Annotated in this window: 21 protein-coding genes and 1 pseudogene; 14 read left to right on the forward strand and 8 right to left on the reverse strand. The window is 61.4% G+C overall.

Annotated elements, in window-relative coordinates; genetic code table 11:
• The first annotated feature begins 10 nt into the window (after positions 1 to 10).
• Entirely contained in the window at positions 11 to 1,570 is a 1,560-nt protein-coding gene (locus DBR46_RS15565) for a phospholipase D family protein (RefSeq protein WP_124526909.1), read from the forward strand.
• 125 nt (positions 1,571 to 1,695) lie between these two features.
• Here the strand turns inward: DBR46_RS15565 and DBR46_RS15570 are convergent, their stop codons facing one another.
• Positions 1,696 to 2,838, reverse strand: coding sequence for an MFS transporter (locus tag DBR46_RS15570; RefSeq protein ID WP_124526910.1), 1,143 nt, complete (start codon positions 2,836 to 2,838; stop codon positions 1,696 to 1,698).
• A gap of 157 nt (positions 2,839 to 2,995) precedes the next feature.
• Entirely contained in the window at positions 2,996 to 4,489 is a 1,494-nt protein-coding gene (locus DBR46_RS15575; RefSeq protein ID WP_124526911.1) for an aldehyde dehydrogenase, read from the reverse strand.
• Positions 4,490 to 4,719: 230 nt separating this feature from the next.
• On the opposite strand from DBR46_RS15575, the gene DBR46_RS15580 reads away from it, so the two are divergent.
• Positions 4,720 to 5,082 (forward strand): cupin domain-containing protein, encoded by a 363-nt coding sequence (locus tag DBR46_RS15580; protein ID WP_124526912.1) that lies wholly within the window; start codon positions 4,720 to 4,722, stop codon positions 5,080 to 5,082.
• A gap of 71 nt (positions 5,083 to 5,153) precedes the next feature.
• On the opposite strand, the gene rpmG is transcribed toward DBR46_RS15580, so the two are convergent.
• Entirely contained in the window at positions 5,154 to 5,309 is a 156-nt protein-coding gene (gene rpmG, locus DBR46_RS15585) for a 50S ribosomal protein L33 (protein ID WP_003176906.1), read from the reverse strand.
• Positions 5,310 to 5,320: 11 nt separating this feature from the next.
• The gene (gene rpmB, locus DBR46_RS15590) at positions 5,321 to 5,554 is read right to left on the reverse strand and encodes a 50S ribosomal protein L28 (protein ID WP_019410280.1); all 234 of its coding nucleotides are present in this window, start codon (positions 5,552 to 5,554) and stop codon (positions 5,321 to 5,323) included.
• A gap of 458 nt (positions 5,555 to 6,012) precedes the next feature.
• Between rpmB and DBR46_RS15595 the strand changes: the two genes are divergently transcribed.
• The gene (locus DBR46_RS15595) at positions 6,013 to 7,605 is read left to right on the forward strand and encodes an ABC transporter substrate-binding protein (protein ID WP_124526913.1); all 1,593 of its coding nucleotides are present in this window, start codon (positions 6,013 to 6,015) and stop codon (positions 7,603 to 7,605) included.
• A 28-nt stretch (positions 7,606 to 7,633) separates the two neighbouring features.
• Here DBR46_RS15595 and radC read toward each other — a convergent pair whose 3' ends face one another.
• Positions 7,634 to 8,308: a DNA repair protein RadC gene (gene radC, locus DBR46_RS15600; RefSeq protein WP_124526914.1), complete on the reverse strand. Its 675-nt coding sequence runs from the start codon at positions 8,306 to 8,308 to the stop codon at positions 7,634 to 7,636.
• A gap of 145 nt (positions 8,309 to 8,453) precedes the next feature.
• Between radC and coaBC the strand changes: the two genes are divergently transcribed.
• From coaBC to argB, 4 genes and pseudogenes are all read left to right on the forward strand, one after another.
• Positions 8,454 to 9,662: a bifunctional phosphopantothenoylcysteine decarboxylase/phosphopantothenate--cysteine ligase CoaBC gene (coaBC, locus tag DBR46_RS15605; protein ID WP_015886530.1), complete on the forward strand. Its 1,209-nt coding sequence runs from the start codon at positions 8,454 to 8,456 to the stop codon at positions 9,660 to 9,662.
• 5 nt (positions 9,663 to 9,667) lie between these two features.
• Positions 9,668 to 10,123 carry a dUTP diphosphatase gene (gene dut / locus DBR46_RS15610; protein WP_124526915.1) on the forward strand — a complete coding sequence of 152 codons (456 nt, stop codon included), beginning with the start codon at positions 9,668 to 9,670 and terminating at the stop codon, positions 10,121 to 10,123.
• Positions 10,124 to 10,369: 246 nt separating this feature from the next.
• Positions 10,370 to 11,785: pseudogene (locus DBR46_RS15620) on the forward strand (phosphomannomutase/phosphoglucomutase); the annotation flags it as partial.
• A gap of 22 nt (positions 11,786 to 11,807) precedes the next feature.
• Positions 11,808 to 12,713: an acetylglutamate kinase gene (argB, locus tag DBR46_RS15625; protein WP_017735763.1), complete on the forward strand. Its 906-nt coding sequence runs from the start codon at positions 11,808 to 11,810 to the stop codon at positions 12,711 to 12,713.
• 217 nt (positions 12,714 to 12,930) lie between these two features.
• Here the strand turns inward: argB and pyrE are convergent, their stop codons facing one another.
• A complete protein-coding gene (pyrE, locus tag DBR46_RS15630) occupies positions 12,931 to 13,575 on the reverse strand; it encodes an orotate phosphoribosyltransferase (RefSeq protein ID WP_057975296.1) in 645 nt (214 codons plus the stop codon).
• Positions 13,576 to 13,657: 82 nt separating this feature from the next.
• Here pyrE and DBR46_RS15635 point away from each other — a divergent pair, with 82 nt between their 5' ends.
• Positions 13,658 to 14,437 carry an exodeoxyribonuclease III gene (locus DBR46_RS15635; RefSeq protein ID WP_003195493.1) on the forward strand — a complete coding sequence of 260 codons (780 nt, stop codon included), beginning with the start codon at positions 13,658 to 13,660 and terminating at the stop codon, positions 14,435 to 14,437.
• 58 nt (positions 14,438 to 14,495) lie between these two features.
• On the opposite strand, the gene DBR46_RS15640 is transcribed toward DBR46_RS15635, so the two are convergent.
• Together DBR46_RS15640 and rph are read right to left on the reverse strand one after the other, a co-directional pair.
• Entirely contained in the window at positions 14,496 to 14,864 is a 369-nt protein-coding gene (locus DBR46_RS15640; protein WP_017735761.1) for a DUF4870 domain-containing protein, read from the reverse strand.
• A gap of 23 nt (positions 14,865 to 14,887) precedes the next feature.
• Positions 14,888 to 15,610, reverse strand: a complete 723-nt coding sequence (gene rph, locus DBR46_RS15645) for a ribonuclease PH (RefSeq protein ID WP_017735760.1) — start codon at positions 15,608 to 15,610, stop codon at positions 14,888 to 14,890.
• A gap of 176 nt (positions 15,611 to 15,786) precedes the next feature.
• On the opposite strand from rph, the gene DBR46_RS15650 reads away from it, so the two are divergent.
• The 6 genes from DBR46_RS15650 (at position 15,787) to DBR46_RS15675 (ending at position 21,083) form a co-directional block, all read left to right on the forward strand.
• On the forward strand, positions 15,787 to 16,650 hold the full coding sequence (locus DBR46_RS15650; RefSeq protein WP_017735759.1) for a YicC/YloC family endoribonuclease: 864 nt from the start codon (positions 15,787 to 15,789) through the stop codon (positions 16,648 to 16,650).
• Between the two features lie 10 nt (positions 16,651 to 16,660).
• Positions 16,661 to 17,281, forward strand: coding sequence for a guanylate kinase (gene gmk, locus DBR46_RS15655; RefSeq protein ID WP_124526918.1), 621 nt, complete (start codon positions 16,661 to 16,663; stop codon positions 17,279 to 17,281).
• A 167-nt stretch (positions 17,282 to 17,448) separates the two neighbouring features.
• Positions 17,449 to 17,712, forward strand: coding sequence for a DNA-directed RNA polymerase subunit omega (gene rpoZ / locus DBR46_RS15660; protein ID WP_017735757.1), 264 nt, complete (start codon positions 17,449 to 17,451; stop codon positions 17,710 to 17,712).
• A gap of 60 nt (positions 17,713 to 17,772) precedes the next feature.
• Entirely contained in the window at positions 17,773 to 19,878 is a 2,106-nt protein-coding gene (gene spoT / locus DBR46_RS15665; RefSeq protein ID WP_124526919.1) for a bifunctional GTP diphosphokinase/guanosine-3',5'-bis pyrophosphate 3'-pyrophosphohydrolase, read from the forward strand.
• Positions 19,879 to 19,902: 24 nt separating this feature from the next.
• A complete protein-coding gene (locus DBR46_RS15670; protein ID WP_003176922.1) occupies positions 19,903 to 20,283 on the forward strand; it encodes a RidA family protein in 381 nt (126 codons plus the stop codon).
• A gap of 56 nt (positions 20,284 to 20,339) precedes the next feature.
• Complete coding sequence (locus DBR46_RS15675) at positions 20,340 to 21,083, forward strand: hypothetical protein (RefSeq protein WP_124526920.1); 744 nt, start codon at positions 20,340 to 20,342, stop codon at positions 21,081 to 21,083.
• Positions 21,084 to 21,138 lie beyond the last annotated feature (55 nt).

A 21,138-nucleotide genomic window follows, 5' to 3' on the forward strand; every position in this document is an offset into this window, starting at 1 on the left:
GACTCCCTTGATGATTCGACGGCTACTCCCGCTTCTCCTGCTGGGCGCCCTGGGCGGCTGCGCCACGGTGACGACACCGCGCATCCCCAGCGACGCCCTGCCCGCCGCGCAATCGTCATTCGGCCGCTCGATCCAGGCCCAGGCCGCGCCTTATCAGGGCCGCTCCGGGTTTCGCCTGCTGCCCAACAGCAGCGAAGCCTTCATGGCCCGCGCGGAATTGATCCGCAATGCCCAGACCAGCCTCGATTTGCAGTATTACATCGTCCACGACGGCATCAGCACGCGCATGCTCGTGGATGAGCTGCTCAAGGCTGCCGACCGTGGCGTACGCATTCGCATCCTGCTGGACGACACCACCAGCGACGGCCTCGACCAGATCATCGCCACCCTCGCCGCCCACCCCAAGATCGAAATTCGCCTGTTCAACCCGCTGCACCTGGGGCGCAGCACCGGCGTGACGCGGGCGATGGGGCGCCTGTTCAACTTGTCGCTGCAACACCGGCGCATGCACAACAAGCTGTGGCTGGCCGACAACAGTGTCGCCATCGTCGGCGGGCGCAATTTGGGTGATGAGTATTTCGACGCCGAACCCAACCTGAACTTCACCGACATCGACATGCTCAGCGTGGGCCCGGTGGCCGAACAGCTCGGGCACAGCTTCGACCAGTACTGGAACAGCGCCCTGAGCAAGCCGATTGATGACTTTGTCTCCATCAGCCCGTCCAAAGGCGACCTGACCGCCGTGCGCGAGCGCCTGCAAGCGTCGCTGGCCGAATCACGCCAGCAGAACCACGCGCTGTACAACCGTCTGCGCACCTACCAGACCCAGCCACGCATGGACATCTGGCGGCGCGAGCTGATCTGGGCCTGGAACCAGGCGCTGTGGGATGCGCCGAGTAAAGTATTGGCCACCGCCGAGCCCGACCCTCGATTGCTGCTGACCACCCAACTGGCGCCGGAACTGGAAGGGGTCAGCCACGAGCTGATGATGATCTCAGCGTACTTTGTGCCGGGCGAACCTGGGCTGGTGTACCTGACCGGTCGCGCGGACGCGGGGGTGTCAGTGAGCCTGCTGACCAACGCCCTGGAAGCCACCGACGTACCGGCCGTGCACGGCGGCTATGCGCCGTACCGCAAGGCGCTGCTGGAACATGGGGTAAAGCTCTATGAGTTGCGCCGCCAACCGGGTGATGGCGGCGGCAGCGGCCCACACCTGTTTCGGCGCGGCACCTACCGTGGTTCGGATTCAAGCCTGCACAGCAAGGCGATGATCTTTGATCGGGAGAAATCCTTCATCGGCTCGTTCAATTTCGACCCGCGCTCGGTGTTGTGGAACACCGAAGTCGGTGTGCTGGTGGACAGCCCCGAGTTGGCAGAGCACGTGCGCAACCTGGCCTTGCAGGGCATGGCGCCGGCGTTGAGTTATGAGGCGAAGTTGCAGGATGGCCAGGTGGTGTGGGTGACGGAGGATGACGGCCAATTGCACACCCTGACCCGGGAGCCAGGGAGTTGGTGGCGGCGGTTCAACGCATGGTTTGCCACATCCGTCGGCCTGGAACGCATGCTCTAAAAACAGGGAGGATCCAATGTGGGAGCGGGCTTGCTCGCGAATGCGGAGTGTCAGTCACTGAATGTGCTTCTGAAACACCGCATTCGCGAGCAAGCCCGCTCCCACATTTTTGACCGCATTTCAAATCAGGCTGGCTGCGTGACCCCGAACGCCCCTTGGCGCAGCAGCAACACCACCAAACCCAACGCACCCGCCGCCATCAACCACGGCAACGCATGCCCGCTGATCCACTGGCTCCCCGCACCCGCGACCAACGGCCCGATCAGGCAACCGATGCCCCACAACTGCGCCACATGGGCATTCGCGCGCACCAGCGCATCGTCGCGGTAGCGTTCGCCGATCAGGATCAGCGACAAGGTAAACAAGCCGCCCGCACTGGCACCGAACACCACCCACACCGGCCAGATCAGCGGCGTGTGCAGCAGCAGCGGAATGGCCAGGCTCGACACCAGCAACAGCACCGCGCACGCCAGGAACAGCGAGCGTCGCGGCAGGTAGTCGGCCAGCGCGCCGATGGGCAATTGCAGCAACGCATCACCCACCACCACTGTGCTGACCATCGCCAGGGCGATCTCGGCAGTGAAGCCCTGCTGCAGGCAATATACCGGCAGCAGCGTCAGAATCATTGCCTCGAACGCAGCGAACAGTGCCACCGCCCAGGCAATCGCCGGCAGGCTCCGGCAGAAGCGCCACAGGTCGGCGAACGTCACGCTGAACGACTCGGCAGTAGGTGCGCCGGAGCGCCCCAGCAACAGCACGGGCGCGACCACCAGCAGGCCAACGCCGACCCAGAAACCGTAATCATGGTCAGTGCCGATCACACCCAACAGCAACGGCCCGGACAGCTGGCTCAGGGCATAACTGCAGCCATACAACGCCACCAGCCGGCCACGCCACTGCTCCACCACCAGTTGGTTGATCCAGCTTTCGCCGAGGATAAACACGATGGTCAAGATCACCCCGATCATCAGCCGCAGCACCAGCCACACCGGGTAGCTGGGCAAAATCGCCAGCAAGCCGATGGACACCGCACCGGCCCACAGGCACAGGCGCATCAGGTTGGCAGCGCCCAGCCAGGAGGCCATGCGGCTGGAAATCTTCGCGCCCAGCAGTACGCCGAAGGCCGGCATCGCGGCCATCACACCGATGGCGAAGCTGCCGTAGCCCCAGCCTTCCAAGCGCAGGGACACCAGCGGCATGCTGACACCCAACGCCAGGCCGACACTGAGTACCGACGCCAGGACGGCGAAATAAGTCGCCCAACGCATTTCCACGCTCCTGTGGATAATTCTAAAGAACACCTAAAACACTGTGGGAGCGGGCTTGCTCGCGAATGCGGTGGGTCAGCCAGCTCATCTGGTACTGATACACCGTATTCGCGAGCAAGCCCGCTCCCACATTTTTACCTGCGGTGAGCCCTGAAAGTTACAGCTTGATCCAGGTCGATTTCAGCTCGGTGTATTTGTCGAACGCGTGCAGCGACTTATCGCGGCCATTACCCGACTGTTTGAAGCCACCAAACGGTGCGGTCATGTCGCCGCCGTCGTATTGGTTGACCCACACGCTACCGGCGCGCAGGGCCTTGGCGGTCAGGTGCGCCTTGGAAATATCCGCTGTCCACACCGCTGCGGCCAGGCCGTAGATGGTGTCGTTGGCGATGGCGATGGCCTCTTCGGCACTGTCGAAGGTGATCACCGACAGGACTGGCCCGAAGATCTCTTCCTTGGCGATCTTCATCGCGTTGGTCACACCGTCGAAAATCGTCGGCTCGACGTAGGTGCCGCCCGTCTCCTCCAGGGTGCGCTTGCCGCCCGCAACCAGTTTGGCGCCGTCAGCGTGGCCGGCTTCGATGTAGGACAGCACGGTATTCATCTGCTGGGTGTCCACCAGCGCGCCGACATTGGTGGCCGGATCCAGCGGATTGCCTGGCTTCCAGCCCTTGAGGGCTTCGATCACCAGAGGCAGGAATTTATCCTTGATGGAGCGCTCGACGAGCAGGCGCGAACCGGCGGTGCAGACTTCGCCCTGGTTGAAGGCGATAGCACCTGCGGCGGATTCGGCGGCGGCTTGCAGGTCCGGGGCGTCGGCGAACACGATGTTCGGGCTCTTGCCGCCGGCTTCCAGCCACACGCGCTTCATGTTCGATTCGCCGGAGCGGATCAACAGTTGCTTGGCGATCTTGGTCGAACCGGTGAACACCAGGGTGTCGACATCCATGTGCAGCGCCAACGCGTTGCCCACGGTGTGGCCGTAACCCGGCAGTACGTTGAATACGCCTTTTGGAATCCCCGCTTCAACGGCCAGGGCAGCGATGCGGATGGCGGTCAGTGGGGATTTTTCGGATGGCTTGAGGATCACCGAGTTACCGGTGGACAGCGCCGGGCCGAGCTTCCAGCAGGCCATCATCAATGGGAAGTTCCACGGTACGATAGCGGCGACAACGCCGACTGGCTCGCGGGTCACTAGGCCCAGTTGGTCGTGAGGGGTGGCCGCGACTTCATCGTAGATCTTGTCGATGGCCTCGCCGCTCCAGCTCAACGCGTTGGCGGCGCCGGGCACATCGATGTTCAGGGAGTCACTGATCGGTTTGCCCATGTCCAGGGTTTCGAGCAGCGCCAGCTCTTCGGCATTGGCCTTGAGCAGCGCGGCGAAACGGATCATGGTGGCTTTGCGCTTGGCCGGCGCGAGGCGCGACCAGACACCGGAATTGAAGGTGGCGCGGGCATTTTCCACGGCGCGCTGGGCGTCAGTGGCGTCACAGCTGGCAACAGTGGCCAGCAGGCGGCCATCGACCGGGCTGATGCATTCGAAGGTGTCGCCGGAAACAGCGTTGGTGTACTCGCCATTGAGGTAGGCGCGGCCTTCGATCTTCAGGTCCTTGGCGCGTTGTTCCCAGTCGGCACGGGTCAGGGTGGTCATGCGAGTGTCCTCCTCTTATTGAATACAAGGGCCAGGCGATGTCCCCCGGCAGCCTCAAAGAATTCTTGCCCGGCCAGCCTGCTGTTCGGCTCAAGGCAGCTGCCACCCTAAACCAGCGGCTGGGGATGTTTCAATATATTTGACATAACGCCGGCAAACGCCCTTGCGATGTTCATTTTAATAAACATAGACTTTGGACTCCCCAACCGCAGGCCAGACGGGACACGCACATGAACATCCAGGACATCGTCGACTTCAGCCAAGCCAAGACCCCCGCCGACCGTTACCGCCCCGCCGCCGAGAAAATCCTCAAGGGCGATCCCGAGCAAACGCTCTACAACCACTACAACAGCCCATGCGGCCAGATGAGCGCAGGCGTCTGGGAAGGTGAAGTCGGGCAGTGGAAGGTCAACTACACCGAGCACGAATACTGCGAGATTGTGCAGGGCGTTTCGGTACTGCGCGATGGAGACGGCAACGCCAAGACCTTGCGCAGCGGCGATCGCTTCGTGATCCCGGCCGGTTTCAGCGGCACCTGGGAAGTGCTGGAGCCGTGCCGCAAGATCTACGTGGTGTTCGAACAGAAGGCCTGATCAACAAATCCCAGGCAAAAAAAAGCCCGCATCGTGAGATACGGGCTTTTTTTCACAAGGAAGAAAATCAATTACTTGATTTTGCCTTCTTTGTAGATCACGTGCTTGCGAACGCGCGGGTCGAACATTTTCTTTTCGAGCTTGTCCGGGGTAGTACGCTTGTTCTTGTCGGTAGTGTAGAAGTGACCAGTACCGGCGCTAGAGATCATTCGAATCAATTCACGCATGATAGAGCTCCTTAGATCTTGCCAGCGCGGCGGATTTCGGCCAGCACGACAGTGATGCCACGCTTGTCGATGATGCGCATGCCTTTAGCAGATACGCGCAGACGAACAAAACGTTTCTCTTCTTCAACCCAGAAGCGGTGATGCTGCAGGTTTGGCAGGAAACGACGACGGGTTTTGTTATTTGCGTGGGAAATGTTATTCCCAGTCACCGGACCCTTACCGGTAACTTGACATACTCTCGACATGCCTCAGCCCTCTAAAACCACATGCCCAACCCGGCATGGGTTGGCCGCTTAATCTCTCAGTCATTTGGCGCCAGGCGCCGCGTTTCTTTAGGGTCTTACCGGCTACACCTACAAGCGAAGGAACCGGGCCCCTAGAAAAGAGCGCTGCTTTATACCAGAAAGACCCTAGTGCAACAACAGCCCGTGTGTTTTTACCGGCGTAAATCTAGGCAAAACACACCTGAACCGTTGCCAGGAGGGGCCGCTGTCACAGCCGACCGCTCGTCGCACCGAATGATTTACAGCGCCCACGCGCACGGCAAAGTGCGCAGCGGAACGCGCTGAGGCGCCATGAAAACAGCATTTGAAGCAAAAGCACAGGCAAAAATGGGCTAGTCATTTATCAATCAGACCTCTACGGTAGGACTTTTCCAGACTGCACTCGCAGATGGGCCTTCGATCTGCAAAGGAAACCGAACATGCGCCTCGCTGCCCTACCGCTATTGCTAGCCCCTCTCTTTATCGCCCCGCTGGCCTCTGCCGCCAGCAACCTGAGCGTCTGCACCGAGGCCAGCCCCGAAGGGTTCGATGTGGTGCAATACAACTCATTGACCACCACCAACGCCTCGGCCGACGCGCTGATGAACCGCCTGGTGGACTACGACGCAGCGAGCGGCAAGCTGGTGCCCAGCCTCGCGGACAGCTGGGAAGTGTCGCCAGATGGCCTGACCTACACCTTCAAGCTGCACCCGGACGTGAAGTTCCACCGCACCGAGTACTTTACCCCCAGCCGCACCCTGACCGCCGAAGACGTGCGCTTCAGCTTCGAACGCATGCTCGACCCAGCCAACCCATGGCACAAGATCGCCCAGAGCGGCTTCCCCCATGCGCAGTCGCTGCAACTGCCGACGCTGGTGAAGAAGATCGACGCCCTCGACCCGCTGACCGTGCGCTTCACCCTGGATCACGCCGACTCCACGTTCCTCGCTGCCCTGAGCATGGGTTTTGCCTCAATCTATCCAGCCGAATACGCCGACAAGCTGCTCAAGGCCGGCACCCCGGAGAAACTCAACAGCCAACCGATTGGTACCGGGCCGTTCATCTTCAGCCGCTTCCAGAAAGACGCCGTGGTGCGCTACAAGGCCAACCCGGATTACTTCGCCGGCAAACCGTCTGTGGATAACTTGATCTTCGCCATCACCCCGGACGCCAACGTACGCCTGCAGAAACTGCACCGCGACGAATGCCAGATCGCCCTGTCGCCCAAGCCCCTGGACGTGGGCGAGGCCGAAAAGGACCCCGCCCTCAAGGTCGAGAAAACCCCGGCCTTCATGACGGCCTTTGTCGCCATCAACAGCCAGCATCCGCCGCTGGACAAGCCCGAAGTGCGTCAGGCGATCAACCTGGCCTTCGACAAGGCCAGCTACCTCAAGGCCGTATTTGAAGGCACCGCGGAAGCCGCCAACGGCCCATACCCGCCCAACACCTGGGGCTATGCCAAGGATCTGCCGGGTTATCCACAGGACCTCGCCAAAGCCAAGGCCTTGCTGGAGCGTGCCGGGCTCAGGGACGGCTTCAAGACCACCATCTGGACGCGCCCTACCGGCAGCCTGCTGAACCCCAACCCCAACCTCGGCGCACAATTGTTGCAAGCCGACCTGGCCAAGGTCGGCATCCAGGCCGAGATCCGCGTGATCGAATGGGGCGAGCTGATTCGCCGCGCCAAGGCTGGTGAGCACGACCTGCTGTTCATGGGCTGGGCCGGCGACAACGGCGACCCGGATAACTTCCTGACGCCGCAGTTCTCCTGCGCGGCGGTGAAATCCGGCACCAACTTCGCCCGCTACTGCGACCCGGCCCTGGACAAGCTGATCAGCGCCGGCAAGACCACCAACGAACAAGGTGTGCGCAGCAAGCTGTACCAGCAGGCCCAGGCGCAGATCCAGCAGCAGGCGTTGTGGTTGCCGCTGGCGCACCCGACGGCGTTTGCCCTCGCACGCAAAGCCGTCGAGGGCTACCAAGTAAGCCCATTCGGCCGCCAGGATTTCTCGAAGGTCAGCGTCAAGCCTTGAGCACTCGCCCCGCCCTACTAGGGCGGGGTTACATCCAGCCGTACTCCGCCATCGACAACGGGTCCCCATCCCCGACGATGATGTGATCCAGCACCCGCACATCCACAACTTCCAAGGCCTTTTGCAGCAACTTGGTCAATTTTCGATCAGCGGCACTGGGCTCAAGGCTGCCGGAAGGGTGGTTGTGGCACAGAATCAACGCCGCGGCGTTGTAGGCCAGGGCACGCTTGACCACCTGCCGAGGGTAAACCACGGCGGTATCGATAGTGCCTTGGGACAACGCCTCAAACCCCAGCACCCGATGCTTCGAATCGAGAAACAGGCAGCCGAAGACCTCATGGGGCTCGTGACGCAATAACGCCTTGAGGTAATCACGTACGGCTACCGGGCTTTCCAGCACCGATTCACTGCGCAAGCGCTCTGCCATATGCCGTCGAGCCATCTCCAGCACGGCCTGCAACTGTGCAAACTTCGCAGGGCCCAAGCCAAGATGCTGGCTGAATAACGTCTGGCTGGCCTCCAAAAGCGGGCGTAAACCGCCAAATTGCGCCAACAGATGCCGCGCCAGGTCCACCGCGCTTCTGCCGGAAACCCCGGTACGCAGGAAGATCGCCAACAGTTCGGCGTCAGACAGGCTTGCCGCGCCCCATTCCAACAGTTTCTCCCGTGGCCGTTCCGTCACAGGCCAGTCCCGAATACTCATCCCACCTCCCTCTGCACATGCGCGCCGCTGTTGCCCGACGGGCGCTGTGTTATCGTAAGCCCTCTTTTTTGCATGTGATTTCCCCTGGGGAGGGGGCATCGCAGGCGTCACTGAACTGGCATCACTGAACTGGAAAGGCAAACCAATGCAGCGTCTGTATCGGAAACGCATCGTTCTCGGCGTCGGCGGCGGCATTGCCGCCTACAAGAGCGCAGAACTGGTTCGCAGGCTCCTGGACCAGGGCGCCGAAGTGCGCGTGGTCATGACACGCGGCGGCAGTGAGTTCATCACCCCGCTGACCATGCAAGCGCTATCCGGCCACCCGGTTCACCTCGACCTGCTGGACCCGGCAGCCGAAGCCGCCATGGGCCATATCGAGCTGGCCAAATGGGCCGACCTGGTGCTGATCGCCCCGGCTACCGCCGACCTGATCGCCCGCCTGGCCCAAGGCATCGCCGATGACCTGCTGACCACCCTGGTACTGGCCACCGACGCTACCGTGGCCATCGCCCCAGCCATGAACCAGGCCATGTGGCGCGACCCGGCCACCCAGGCCAACACCCAACTCCTGCAAAGCCGCGGCCTCAAGGTGTTCGGCCCGGCGTCCGGCAGCCAGGCCTGTGGCGACGTCGGCATGGGCCGCATGCTTGAAGCCACCGACCTGGCGTTGTGTGCCGCGGAGTGCTTCCAGCACCTGGCCCTGACCGGCAAGCACGTGCTGATCACCGCCGGCCCAACCCAGGAAAACATCGACCCGGTGCGCTACATCACCAACCATAGCTCAGGAAAAATGGGCTTTGCCTTGGCAGAAGCGGCGGTCGAGGCAGGCGCACGCGTCACCCTGATCACCGGCCCGGTGCACTTGCCCACCCCTGATCGGGTCACGCGAATCGACGTGGTCAGCGCCCGGGACATGCTTGCGGCCTGCGAGGCAGCCATTCCCTGCGACCTGTTTATCGCCTCGGCAGCGGTTGCGGACTACCGTCCGGAAGTCGTCGCCCCGCAAAAGCTCAAGAAAGACCCTACGAGCGGTGACGGCCTGCTCCTGCAAATGGTGCGCAACCCGGACATCCTGGCCACCATCGCCACGCGTCCCGACCGCCCGTTCAGTGTCGGCTTCGCCGCCGAGACCGAGCATTTGCTGGACTACGCCGCACGAAAATTGAAAGACAAAAACCTCGATCTGATCGTTGCCAACGATGTCGCCAACCCGAGCATCGGCTTCAACAGCGAGGAAAACGCTTGCAGCGTGATCGACCGCGAACTGCACGCGACCCTTTTCGCCCAGACCAGCAAGGGCAAGATTGCCCGCCAACTGATCTCTTTTATCGCCCAACGGCTGAACCAGGTTTAATTTCCATGCACGCTTTGCAAGCCAAGATCCTCGACCCTCGCATCGGCACCGACTTCCCGCTGCCGGCCTACGCCACCCCAGGCTCCGCCGGCCTGGACCTGCGTGCCATGCTCAAGGAAGACACCGTCCTCGAGCCGGGCCAGACCATTCTTATTCCGACTGGCCTGTCGATCTACGTCGGCGACCCTGGCCTGGCGGCACTGATCCTGCCGCGCTCGGGCCTGGGCCACAAACACGGCATTGTGCTGGGCAATCTGGTCGGCCTGATCGACTCGGACTACCAGGGCGAGCTGATGGTGTCGTGCTGGAACCGTGGCCAGACCGCCTTCAACATCGTCGTTGGCGAGCGCATCGCCCAGCTGGTACTGGTGCCAGTGGTGCAGGCGCACTTCGAACTGGTCGAGGAATTTGCTGAAACACAACGCGGCGCAGGCGGCTTTGGCCATTCCGGCAGCCACTGACTAAGCTGAATCAGGCCGGGCACCCCAGCCCGGCCCGACGCCACCGCATGACTATTCAGGATGAAGAATGCGCGGTTCTGATCAGCGAGATTTCCCCAGCGAAATCAAAGCATTACGCAGAGAAAAGCACAGGGCCACTGCGCCGATGGCACTTTTGCACCACGAACTCTGCGCCAAAAAAGCCGTCATACCCTTCAGTTTGAGCCTGCCGGTCAGCCGCTTTACGGCCAGCCTTGCCCCCTTCAGATGGAGTTCCCCCCCGCGATGAGTACCGCAGCCCGAGTAGCCCCGACATTCCCCGACAGCATCTTCCGCGCCTATGACATTCGTGGCGTGGTGCCCAAGACCCTGACCGCCGAAACCGCCTACTGGATCGGCCGCGCCATCGGCGCCCAGAGCCTGGCCCAGGATGAGCCGAACGTCTCGGTGGGCCGTGACGGCCGCCTGTCCGGCCCTGAGCTGGTCGAGCAATTGATCCAGGGCCTGGCCGACAGCGGCTGCCATGTCAGCGACGTCGGCCTGGTGCCAACGCCTGCGCTGTACTACGCCGCCAACGTACTGGCCGGCAAGTCCGGGGTCATGCTCACCGGCAGCCATAACCCGTCGGACTACAACGGCTTCAAGATCGTCATCGCCGGCGACACTCTCGCCAACGAGCAGATCCAGGCCTTGCACACCCGCCTGAAGACCAACGACCTGACCAGCGGCAAGGGCAGCATCACCAAGGTCGACATCCTGCAGCGCTACTCGGATGAAATCACCCGCGACGTCAAACTCGCACGCCGCCTCAAAGTGGTGGTGGACTGTGGCAACGGCGCGGCCGGCGTGATCGCCCCGCAACTGCTCGAAGCCCTGAACTGCGAAGTGATCCCGCTGTTCTGCGACGTTGACGGCAACTTCCCCAACCACCACCCAGACCCGGGCAAGCCAGAGAACCTGGTGGACCTGATCGCCAAGGTCAAGGAAACCGGCGCCGACGTCGGCCTGGCCTTTGACGGCGACGGCGACCGTGTCGGCGTGGTGACCGAAACCGGCGAAATCGTCTTCCCCGATCGCCTGCTGATGCTGTTCGCCCGTGACGTCGTGGCACGTAACCCCAACGCCGAGATCATCTTCGACGTGAAGTGCACCCGCCGCCTCACCCCGCTGATCAAGGAATATGGCGGCCGCCCGCTAATGTGGAAGACCGGCCACTCGTTGATCAAAAAGAAAATGAAGGAAACCGGCGCCCTGTTGGCCGGCGAAATGAGCGGCCACGTGTTCTTCAAGGAGCGCTGGTTCGGCTTTGACGACGGTATTTACAGCGCCGCTCGTCTGCTGGAGATCCTCAGCAAAGAGAAATCGACTGCCGAAGAGCTGTTTCAGACCTTCCCGAATGATATTTCTACGCCAGAGATCAATATCCATGTGACCGAGGAGAGCAAATTCAGCATCATTGACGCACTGCACGATGCGCAATGGGGCGAAGGCGCCAACCTGACCACCATTGATGGTGTGCGAGTCGATTACGCCCAAGGCTGGGGCCTGGTTCGCGCGTCCAACACCACACCGGTGCTGGTCCTGCGTTTCGAGGCGGATACCGAGGCCGAGTTGCAGCGCATCAAGGACGTGTTCCACGCCCAGTTGAAACGTGTTGCCCCTGATCTCCAATTACCGTTCTGATTTTTTTGCACCGGAGCCCTGAATGACCCTCGAACGCGAAGCCGCTGCCAACACCGCCAAGGTCCTTTCCGAAGCGTTGCCTTACATTCGACGCTATGTCGGCAAGACGCTGGTGATCAAGTACGGCGGCAATGCCATGGAAAGCGAAGAGCTGAAAACCGGCTTTGCCCGCGACATCGTGTTGATGAAAGCCGTGGGGATCAACCCGGTGGTGGTCCACGGTGGCGGCCCGCAAATCGGCGACTTGCTCAAGCGTTTGTCGATCGAGAGTCACTTCATCGATGGCATGCGCGTGACCGACGCGCAGACCATGGACGTGGTGGAGATGGTCCTCGGCGGCCAGGTGAACAAGGACATCGTCAACCTGATCAACCGCCACGGTGGCAGCGCCATCGGCCTGACCGGCAAGGACGCGGAGCTGATCCGCGCGAAAAAACTGACGGTCACCCGTCAGACGCCGGAGATGACCCAGCCGGAAATCATCGACATCGGCCAGGTAGGCGAAGTGATCGGCATCAACACCGATCTGCTGAACCTGCTGGTCAAGGGTGACTTCATCCCGGTGATTGCGCCTATCGGCGTGGGCGCCAACGGCGAGTCCTACAACATCAACGCCGACCTGGTAGCAGGCAAGGTGGCGGAAGCGCTGAAGGCTGAAAAGCTGATGCTGCTGACCAACATCGCCGGCCTGATGGACAAGGAAGGCAAGGTATTGACCGGCTTGACCACGCAACAAGTGGACGAGCTGATCGCCGATGGCACCATCTACGGCGGCATGCTGCCGAAGATCCGCTGCGCGCTGGAAGCAGTGCAAGGCGGCGTGGGCAGCTCGCTGATCCTCGATGGCCGGGTACCGAATGCAATCCTGCTGGAAATCTTCACCGATACCGGTGTGGGCACGCTGATCAGTAACCGCAAGCGTCCTTAACCGCTGCAAACAAAAGGCCCCGCTCAACCTGATTGAGCGGGGCCTTTTTTATGTGCGCTGAACCTGCAGCCCAGTGGAGATCCCCTTGTGGGAGCGGGCTTGCTCGCGAAAACGGAGTGTCAGTCACCGGATATGTTTCTGAAACACCGTATTCGCGAGCAAGTCGAATCGTCGCACCGCCGCTCCCACACAAGCCCACCCCACAGGACTTACTGGGTCAAACGCCAAACTGCTCGCGGTACGCACGAACAGCCGGCAAATGCTGCTTGAGCTGCGAATCATCTTCCAGGAACTGCAACACCTGGTTCAACGACACGATGCTCACCACCGGAATGCCGAAATCGCGTTCCACTTCCTGGATCGCCGACAACTCACCGTTGCCACGCTCCTGGCGATTCAGCGCGATCAGCACACCAGCAGCCTTGGCGCCGTCCTGGGAAGCGATGATCTGCATCACCTCACGGATAGCGGTACCAGCAGTGATCACGTCGTCGATGATCAGCACATCGCCGGTGAGCGGCGCGCCCACCAGGCTGCCGCCTTCGCCATGGGCCTTGGCTTCCTTGCGGTTGAAGCACCACGGCAGATCCTGCCCATGATGTTCCGCCAACGCCACGGCGGTTGCCGCGGCCAGGGGGATGCCCTTGTAGGCCGGGCCGAACAGCACGTCGAAGGAAATACCGCTTTCAACGATGGCCGCCGCGTAGAAACGACCCAGCTGAGCCAGGGCCGAACCCGAGTTGAACAGGCCTGCGTTGAAGAAGTACGGGCTGGTGCGCCCGGACTTGAGAGTGAACTCACCGAAGCGCAAAACGCCGCGATCGATGGCAAAACGAATGAAATCGCGTTGATACGCCTGCATGAAAAAAGCCTCAGATACCACGGATTTAGCTAATTAGTTAGACGGCGTGTATCATACACGCACGCGATTTTTGGGGCCATTTATGCGGATCATCAGTGTGAACGTTAATGGTATTCAGGCTGCAGTCGAGCGTGGTTTGCTCAGTTGGCTGCAAGCCCAGAATGCTGACGTCATCTGCCTGCAGGATACCCGCGCCTCCGCCTTTGAACTGGACGACCCAGCCTTCCAACTGGATGGCTACTTCCTTTATGCCTGCGATGCCGAAGTGCCCACCCAAGGTGGCGTGGCTTTGTATTCGCGGTTGCAACCCAAGGCGGTCATCAGCGGCCTCGGCTTCGAGACAGCCGACCGCTACGGGCGCTACCTGCAAGCCGATTTCGATAAGGTCAGCATCGCGACCTTGCTGCTTCCTTCGGGGCAGAACGGCGATGAAGACTTGAACCAGAAGTTCAAGCTAATGGACGACTTCGCCCGTTACCTGGATAAACAGCGACGCAAACGTCGCGAGTACATTTATTGTGGCTCGCTGTACGTGGCGCAACAGAAGCTGGATATCAAGAACTGGCGTGACAGCCAGCAATCCCCGGGTTTCCTGGCGCCGGAACGGGCCTGGATGGACGAGATTGTCGGCAACATGGGCTATGTTGATGCCCTGCGCGAAGTCAGCCGTGAAGGCGACCAGTACAGCTGGTGGCCAGACAACGAACAGGCTGAGATGCTCAACCTGGGCTGGCGTTTCGATTACCAGCTGCTGACCCCGGGCCTGCGCCGGTTCGTGCGCAGCGCACGCTTGCCGCGCCAGCCGCGCTTCTCGCAGCACGCGCCGCTGATCGTGGACTACGACTGGACACTGACCATCTGAGGTCTTTTTCCAGGCACAAAAAAACCGACATCGCTGTCGGTTTTTTTGTGGGTGCTCATTATTTGATCAGTCGCCAGGTCAAGGGGTAGCGATAGGCGATCCCCTTGTTGGCCTTGATCGCACCGATGATCGTCAGCGCCACACCGGCGATGGCCAGCGCCGTCATCAGGAAGAACCCAATGACCGCGAAGGCCAGCACGATGCACACGATCCAGGCAATGGCCACGGTGATCTGGAAGTTCAGCGCTTCCTTGCCCTGATCATCAATGAACGGGTCCAATTCTTTCTTCATCTGCCACAGGATCAGCGGCCCGACGACGCTGCCGAAGGGGAACACAAACCCCAGAAACGCCGCGAGATGGCACAACATCGCGCCCTGGCGCACTTCGTAGGAAGGCGTAGGCACCGGCATTTGGCTGTCATTCATGGCGCTTCTCCTTGAGGCAGTTATCAGTCAGCCAGTGCGGCGTTCTGCAGTTCGAAGATTTCGGTCATGCCTTTCTGGGCCAAGGCCAGCATGGCGTTCAGCTCGGCCGGCTGGAATGGCGCGCCTTCGGCGGTGCCCTGCACTTCGATGAAACCACCGGTGCTGGTCATGACCACGTTGAGGTCGGTCTCGGCGGCCGAGTCTTCCAGGTAGTCCAGATCCAGCACAGGCTCGCCCTGGTACATGCCCACCGATACGGCGGCGATCATTTGCTTGAGCGGGTCGCCGCCCTTCAGGCCGCCACGTTTCTTGATCACTTTCAGCGCATCGACCAGGGCCACCATGGCGCCGGTGATGGATGCAGTGCGGGTGCCGCCATCTGCCTGGATCACGTCGCAATCGACGTACAGGGTCACGTCGCCCAGCTTGGACATGTCCAGGGCTGCACGCAGGGAACGGCCGATCAGGCGCTGGATTTCCAGGGTGCGCCCGCCTTGCTTGCCGCGGCTGGCTTCACGCTGGTTACGCTCGCCGGTGGCGCGCGGCAGCATGCCGTACTCGGCGGTCAGCCAACCCTGGCCCTGGCCTTTAAGGAAACGCGGCACGCCGTTTTCGACGCTGACGGTGCAGATCACCTTGGTATCGCCAAACTCGACCAGTACAGATCCCTCGGCGTGTTTGGTGTAGTTGCGGGTGATGCGGATCGAGCGGAGCTGATCGGCAACGCGACCACTTGGACGTTTCATAGGGGATACCTGTACTGAGGACGAAAAACTGCCGAGCATTATAGAGCCGCAGGCGGATTCGGGGCACTTCTAAAAAATCAGTTACGAATGGTCGCGCTGTCGCCCATTGTTTGGGCGTGCTCGCCCCACTGCGCTACAATCCTGCGCCTTCTTAACCTGCAACGCGAGGTACCTCCATGGTGCACAGCATGACCGCCTTCGCCCGCGTCGAAAAAGCCGGCGCCCAAGGCACCCTGAGCTGGGAGCTGCGCTCGGTCAACAGCCGCTACCTGGAACCGCACCTGCGCCTGCCGGAATCGTTCCGCGACCTCGAAGGCGCCGTCCGTGAGGCACTGCGCCAGGGCATCTCCCGTGGCAAGCTGGAATGCACCCTGCGCTTTACCGAGGAAACCACCGGCAAAGCCTTGCAGATCGACCGCGACCGCGCTGCGCAACTGGTTGCCGCCGCCGAAACCATTGCCGGCCTGATCAAGCAACCCGCCGCGCTGAACCCGCTGGAAGTGCTGGCCTGGCCCGGCGTGCTGGTGGCCGATGCCACCGACCCGCAAGCCCTCAACGCCGAAGCCCTCGCCCTGTTCACCCAGGGTTTGAAGGAGCTCAAGGCCGGCCGCGAGCGCGAAGGCGCCGAACTGGCCCGCCTGATCAACGAGCGCCTGACGTCGATCGAAGAAGACGTGGTGACCCTGCGCGAACTGGTGCCGCAGATGCTCGCGACCCAGCGCCAGAAGGTCCTCGACCGCTTCGCCGACATGAAGGCCGACCTCGACCCGACGCGCCTGGAGCAGGAGATGGTCTTGCTGGCGCAAAAGAGCGACGTCGCCGAAGAACTCGACCGTCTGAGCACCCACATCCTTGAAGTACGCCGCGTACTCAAGTCCGCCGGTGCCGCCGGTCGGCGCCTGGACTTCCTGATGCAGGAACTCAACCGCGAAGCCAATACACTGGGCTCCAAGGCGTTTGACCCGCGCAGCACCACGGCTGCGGTCAACCTCAAAGTGTTGATCGAGCAGATGCGCGAACAAGTACAGAATATTGAGTAAGGCAACTTCCATGACCCACAGCACCGGCACCCTTTACATCATTTCCGCCCCTTCGGGCGCGGGCAAGAGCAGTCTGGTCAAGGCCTTGACCGACGCTGACGAGCAGATCCGCATCTCGGTGTCCCACACCACCCGCGCCATGCGTCCGGGTGAGGTGAACGGCGTGCACTATCACTTCGTCGAGCGCACCGAGTTCGTCAAGATGATCGAACACGGCGACTTCCTGGAGCGCGCCGAAGTGTTCGGCAACCTCTATGGCACCTCGCAAAGCCACCTGCAGCAGACCCTGGACGAAGGCCACGACCTGATCCTGGAAATCGACTGGCAGGGCGCCGAGCAAGTGCGCAAGCTGATGCCCCAGGCGCGCTCGATCTTCATCCTGCCGCCGTCCCTCGAAGCCTTGCACCAGCGCCTGACCAACCGTGGCCAGGACAGCGACGAGATCATCGAAGGCCGCATGCGTGAAGCCGTCAGCGAAATGAGCCACTACGTCGACTACGACTACCTGATCATCAACGACGACTTTTCCCACGCGCTGGAGGATTTGAAGGCGATTTTCCGCACCAATCAGCTCCAGCAAAAGCGCCAACAGCAGCGTTTCGGCAAATTGCTGGCTGAACTGCTCGGCTGATTGGCTCTTCCCAAAACCGCTGCAGGGGCTTTACATTGGCACTTGCAGCGGTTTTACCAAGGCCTGCGAAAAATCAGCGCTTCCCTAAACGCTGGTGATTTTTTAAACTGTTGAGTCCGCTCGCCCAACCGGGCAGCGCGCATCTTGCATCCGCTCCGAGGAATATCATGGCCCGCGTAACCGTTGAAGACTGCCTAGACCACGTGGCAAACCGCTTTGAGCTGGTCATGCTCTCTACCAAGCGTGCCCGTCAACTGGCCACTGGCGGCAAAGAGCCCCTGGTTCAGTGGGAAAACGACAAGCCTACCGTTGTAGCCCTGCGTGAAATCGCTGAAGGCCTGATGAGCTACGAGTTCATCGCCAACGCTGAAATCGTTGAAGACGAACCGCTGTTTGCAGCGTTCGAGGACGAGTCCAACGAGGCCGTCTAAGCCTATGCCTGGTCGACGTAGCACGGCGCGGGGTCAACGCATGCGGCAGGAGTCATTCCTATGCCGAGCATAGACGCCCTCGCCGATCGCTTATCGACCTACCTCGGCCCAGACCAGGTCAACCTGGTCCGCCGAGCGTATTTCTACGCCGAACAAGCCCACGACGGCCAGCGCCGCCGCAGTGGCGAAGCGTATGTCACCCATCCCCTTGCGGTGGCAAATATTCTTGCCGACATGCACATGGACCATCAGAGCCTGATGGCCGCGATGCTGCATGACGTGATCGAAGACACCGGCATCGCCAAGGAAGCGCTCAGCGCACAATTTGGCGAAACCGTGGCCGAACTGGTCGACGGGGTCAGCAAACTGACCCAGATGAACTTCGAGACCAAGGCCGAAGCCCAGGCGGAAAACTTCCAGAAGATGGCCATGGCCATGGCCCGCGATATCCGCGTGATCCTGGTCAAGCTGGCCGACCGGCTGCACAACATGCGCACGCTGGAAGTGCTGTCCGGCGAAAAACGCCGGCGCATCGCCAAGGAAACCCTGGAAATCTACGCGCCCATCGCCAACCGGCTGGGCATGCACGCCATTCGTATCGAATTCGAAGACCTCGGCTTCAAGGCCATGCACCCGATGCGCTCCGCGCGCATCTACCAGGCGGTCAAGCGCGCCCGGGGCAACCGCAAGGAAATCGTCAACAAGATCGAAGAGTCCCTGAGCCATTGCCTGGCGATCGACGAGATCGAAGGCGAGGTCAGCGGCCGGCAGAAACACATCTACGGCATCTACAAGAAGATGCGCGGCAAGCGCCGGGCCTTCAACGAGATCATGGACGTGTACGCGTTCCGGATCATCGTCGACAAGGTGGACACCTGCTACCGTGTGCTGGGCGCTGTACATAATTTGTACAAACCGCTGCCGGGCCGCTTCAAGGACTACATCGCGATTCCCAAGGCCAACGGCTACCAGTCGCTGCATACCACGCTGTTCGGTATGCATGGCGTGCCGATCGAGATCCAGATCCGCACCCGCGAGATGGAAGAGATGGCCAACAACGGCATCGCGGCCCATTGGCTGTACAAGTCCAGCGGCGACGAGCAGCCAAAAGGCACCCACGCCCGCGCGCGCCAGTGGGTCAAAGGCGTGCTGGAAATGCAGCAACGGGCCGGCAACTCCCTGGAATTCATCGAAAGCGTGAAGATCGACCTGTTCCCGGACGAGGTCTACGTGTTCACGCCCAAAGGCCGGATCATGGAACTGCCCAAAGGCTCCACGGCGGTCGACTTCGCCTACGCCGTGCACACCGACGTGGGCAACAGCTGCATCGCCTGCCGCATCAACAGGCGCCTGGCCCCGCTGTCGGAACCGCTGCAAAGCGGCTCCACGGTGGAGATCGTCAGCGCACCGGGCGCGCGCCCGAACCCGGCGTGGCTCAACTTCGTGGTCACCGGCAAGGCGCGTACACATATCCGACACGCCCTGAAACTGCAGCGCCGCTCCGAGTCCATCAGCCTGGGCGAACGCCTGCTGAACAAGGTGCTCAACGGTTTCGACAGCGCCCTCGACAAGGTCCCGGCCGAACGCGTGCAAGCGATGCTCCACGAGTACCGCCAGGAAACCATCGAAGACCTCCTGGAAGATATCGGCCTGGGCAACCGCATGGCCTACGTGGTCGCCCGCCGCCTGCTTGGCGAAGGCGAGCAACTGCCAAGCCCCGAAGGCCCGCTGGCAATCCGCGGCACCGAGGGCCTGGTGCTCAGCTACGCCAAGTGCTGCACGCCGATCCCGGGCGACCCGATTGTCGGGCACCTGTCTGCGGGCAAAGGCATGGTGGTGCACCTGGACAACTGCCGCAACATCACCGAGATCCGCCACAACCCGGAAAAATGCATCCAGCTCTCGTGGGCCAAGGATGTCACCGGCGAGTTCAATGTCGAGCTGCGCGTCGAGCTGGAACACCAGCGCGGCCTCATCGCCCTGCTGGCCAGCAGCGTCAATGCGGCCGACGGCAATATCGAAAAAATCAGCATGGACGAACGCGATGGCCGCATCAGCGTGGTCCAGCTGGTGGTCAGCGTGCACGACCGCGTGCATCTGGCCCGCGTGATCAAGAAGCTGCGCGCCTTGACTGGTGTGATTCGTATCACCCGCATGCGTGCATAACCTGTCTCTTACAAGGAGTCACTCATGACCAAGACTGTTATCACCAGCGACAAGGCCCCGGCTGCCATCGGCACCTATTCCCAGGCCATCAAGGCGGGCAACACCGTCTACATGTCCGGCCAGATCCCGCTGGACCCAAAGACCATGGAACTGGTTGAAGGCTTCGAAGCCCAGACCGTACAAGTCTTCGAAAACCTCAAGTCCGTTGCCGAAGCCGCTGGCGGTTCGTTCAAGGACATCGTCAAGCTGAACATCTTCCTCACCGACCTGAGCCACTTCGCCAAGGTCAACGAGATCATGGGCAAGTACTTCGAACAACCTTACCCAGCCCGCGCCGCCATTGGCGTAGCCGCTCTGCCAAAGGGCGCGCAGGTTGAGATGGACGCGATTCTGGTCATCGAGTAAAACACCCGGCGCAGCCTCCACCGGCTGCGCCGACTTTGTTTCAGAAGGATTTCGTAATGCGCAAAGCGCTTGTAGCCTCATCATTGCTCACCCTGCTGCTCAGCGGCTGCGCCAGCAACCCCGCCGACCTGGATGTGAGCGGCACCTGGATCAACCAGGTCGCCATCGATGCGGCAGCCAAGGGCGGCCCTTTGCGCGAAGCCCTGCAAAGCTTTGGCCCGAACCTCGAATGGCAGGTCAACACCAAGGCGGCGCAGGCGCGCTACTACAACGGTTTTGAAGTAGCGGAAGGCAAGTTGCTCGGCGAGCAATCAGGCGCCTGGAGTGTGGATTTCTACGGCAGCTCCGCCACCGAACTCAAGCGCAAAGGCAAACAACTGCTGCAAGCGGCCAACGACAATGAGCCTGAACAGCTGTTCGCCCGCCCCGCAGAGCCAGCCCCGGAAGGTGCGCCACTGGGCGCCAACTTCGAACGGGCGCTGTACGCGGCATACCTGGGTGGCGACTGGAAGATTACCGACGGCTTCGGCAACGGCGCCATCGTGCAGTTCCAGGCCAACGGCAAGGTCGTCGGCCTGCCCAACGCTGATCAGTACTCGCTCTGCCTGGCGGGTGATTGCGCCTCCATGAGCGGCGGCTATGACAGCATCTGGTTGCAACTGAATGGCCAGGGCAATCCGTGGATTTTTGTGCGCAAGGGTGGGCAGCTGGAGATCTTCCAGGCGGTGAATACCGCGCAGGCGGATGAAGTGCCTTCATTTACCCCGGGGCCTCGGCAGTGGCTGCTGGAAAGACAGTGATACAGAACAAAGGAGCCCGCGGGCTCCTTTTTCTTTAGTCTGCGCCCTGGTTAGC

The organism is Pseudomonas sp. KBW05, assembly GCF_003852405.1.
Taxonomy (GTDB): domain Bacteria; phylum Pseudomonadota; class Gammaproteobacteria; order Pseudomonadales; family Pseudomonadaceae; genus Aquipseudomonas.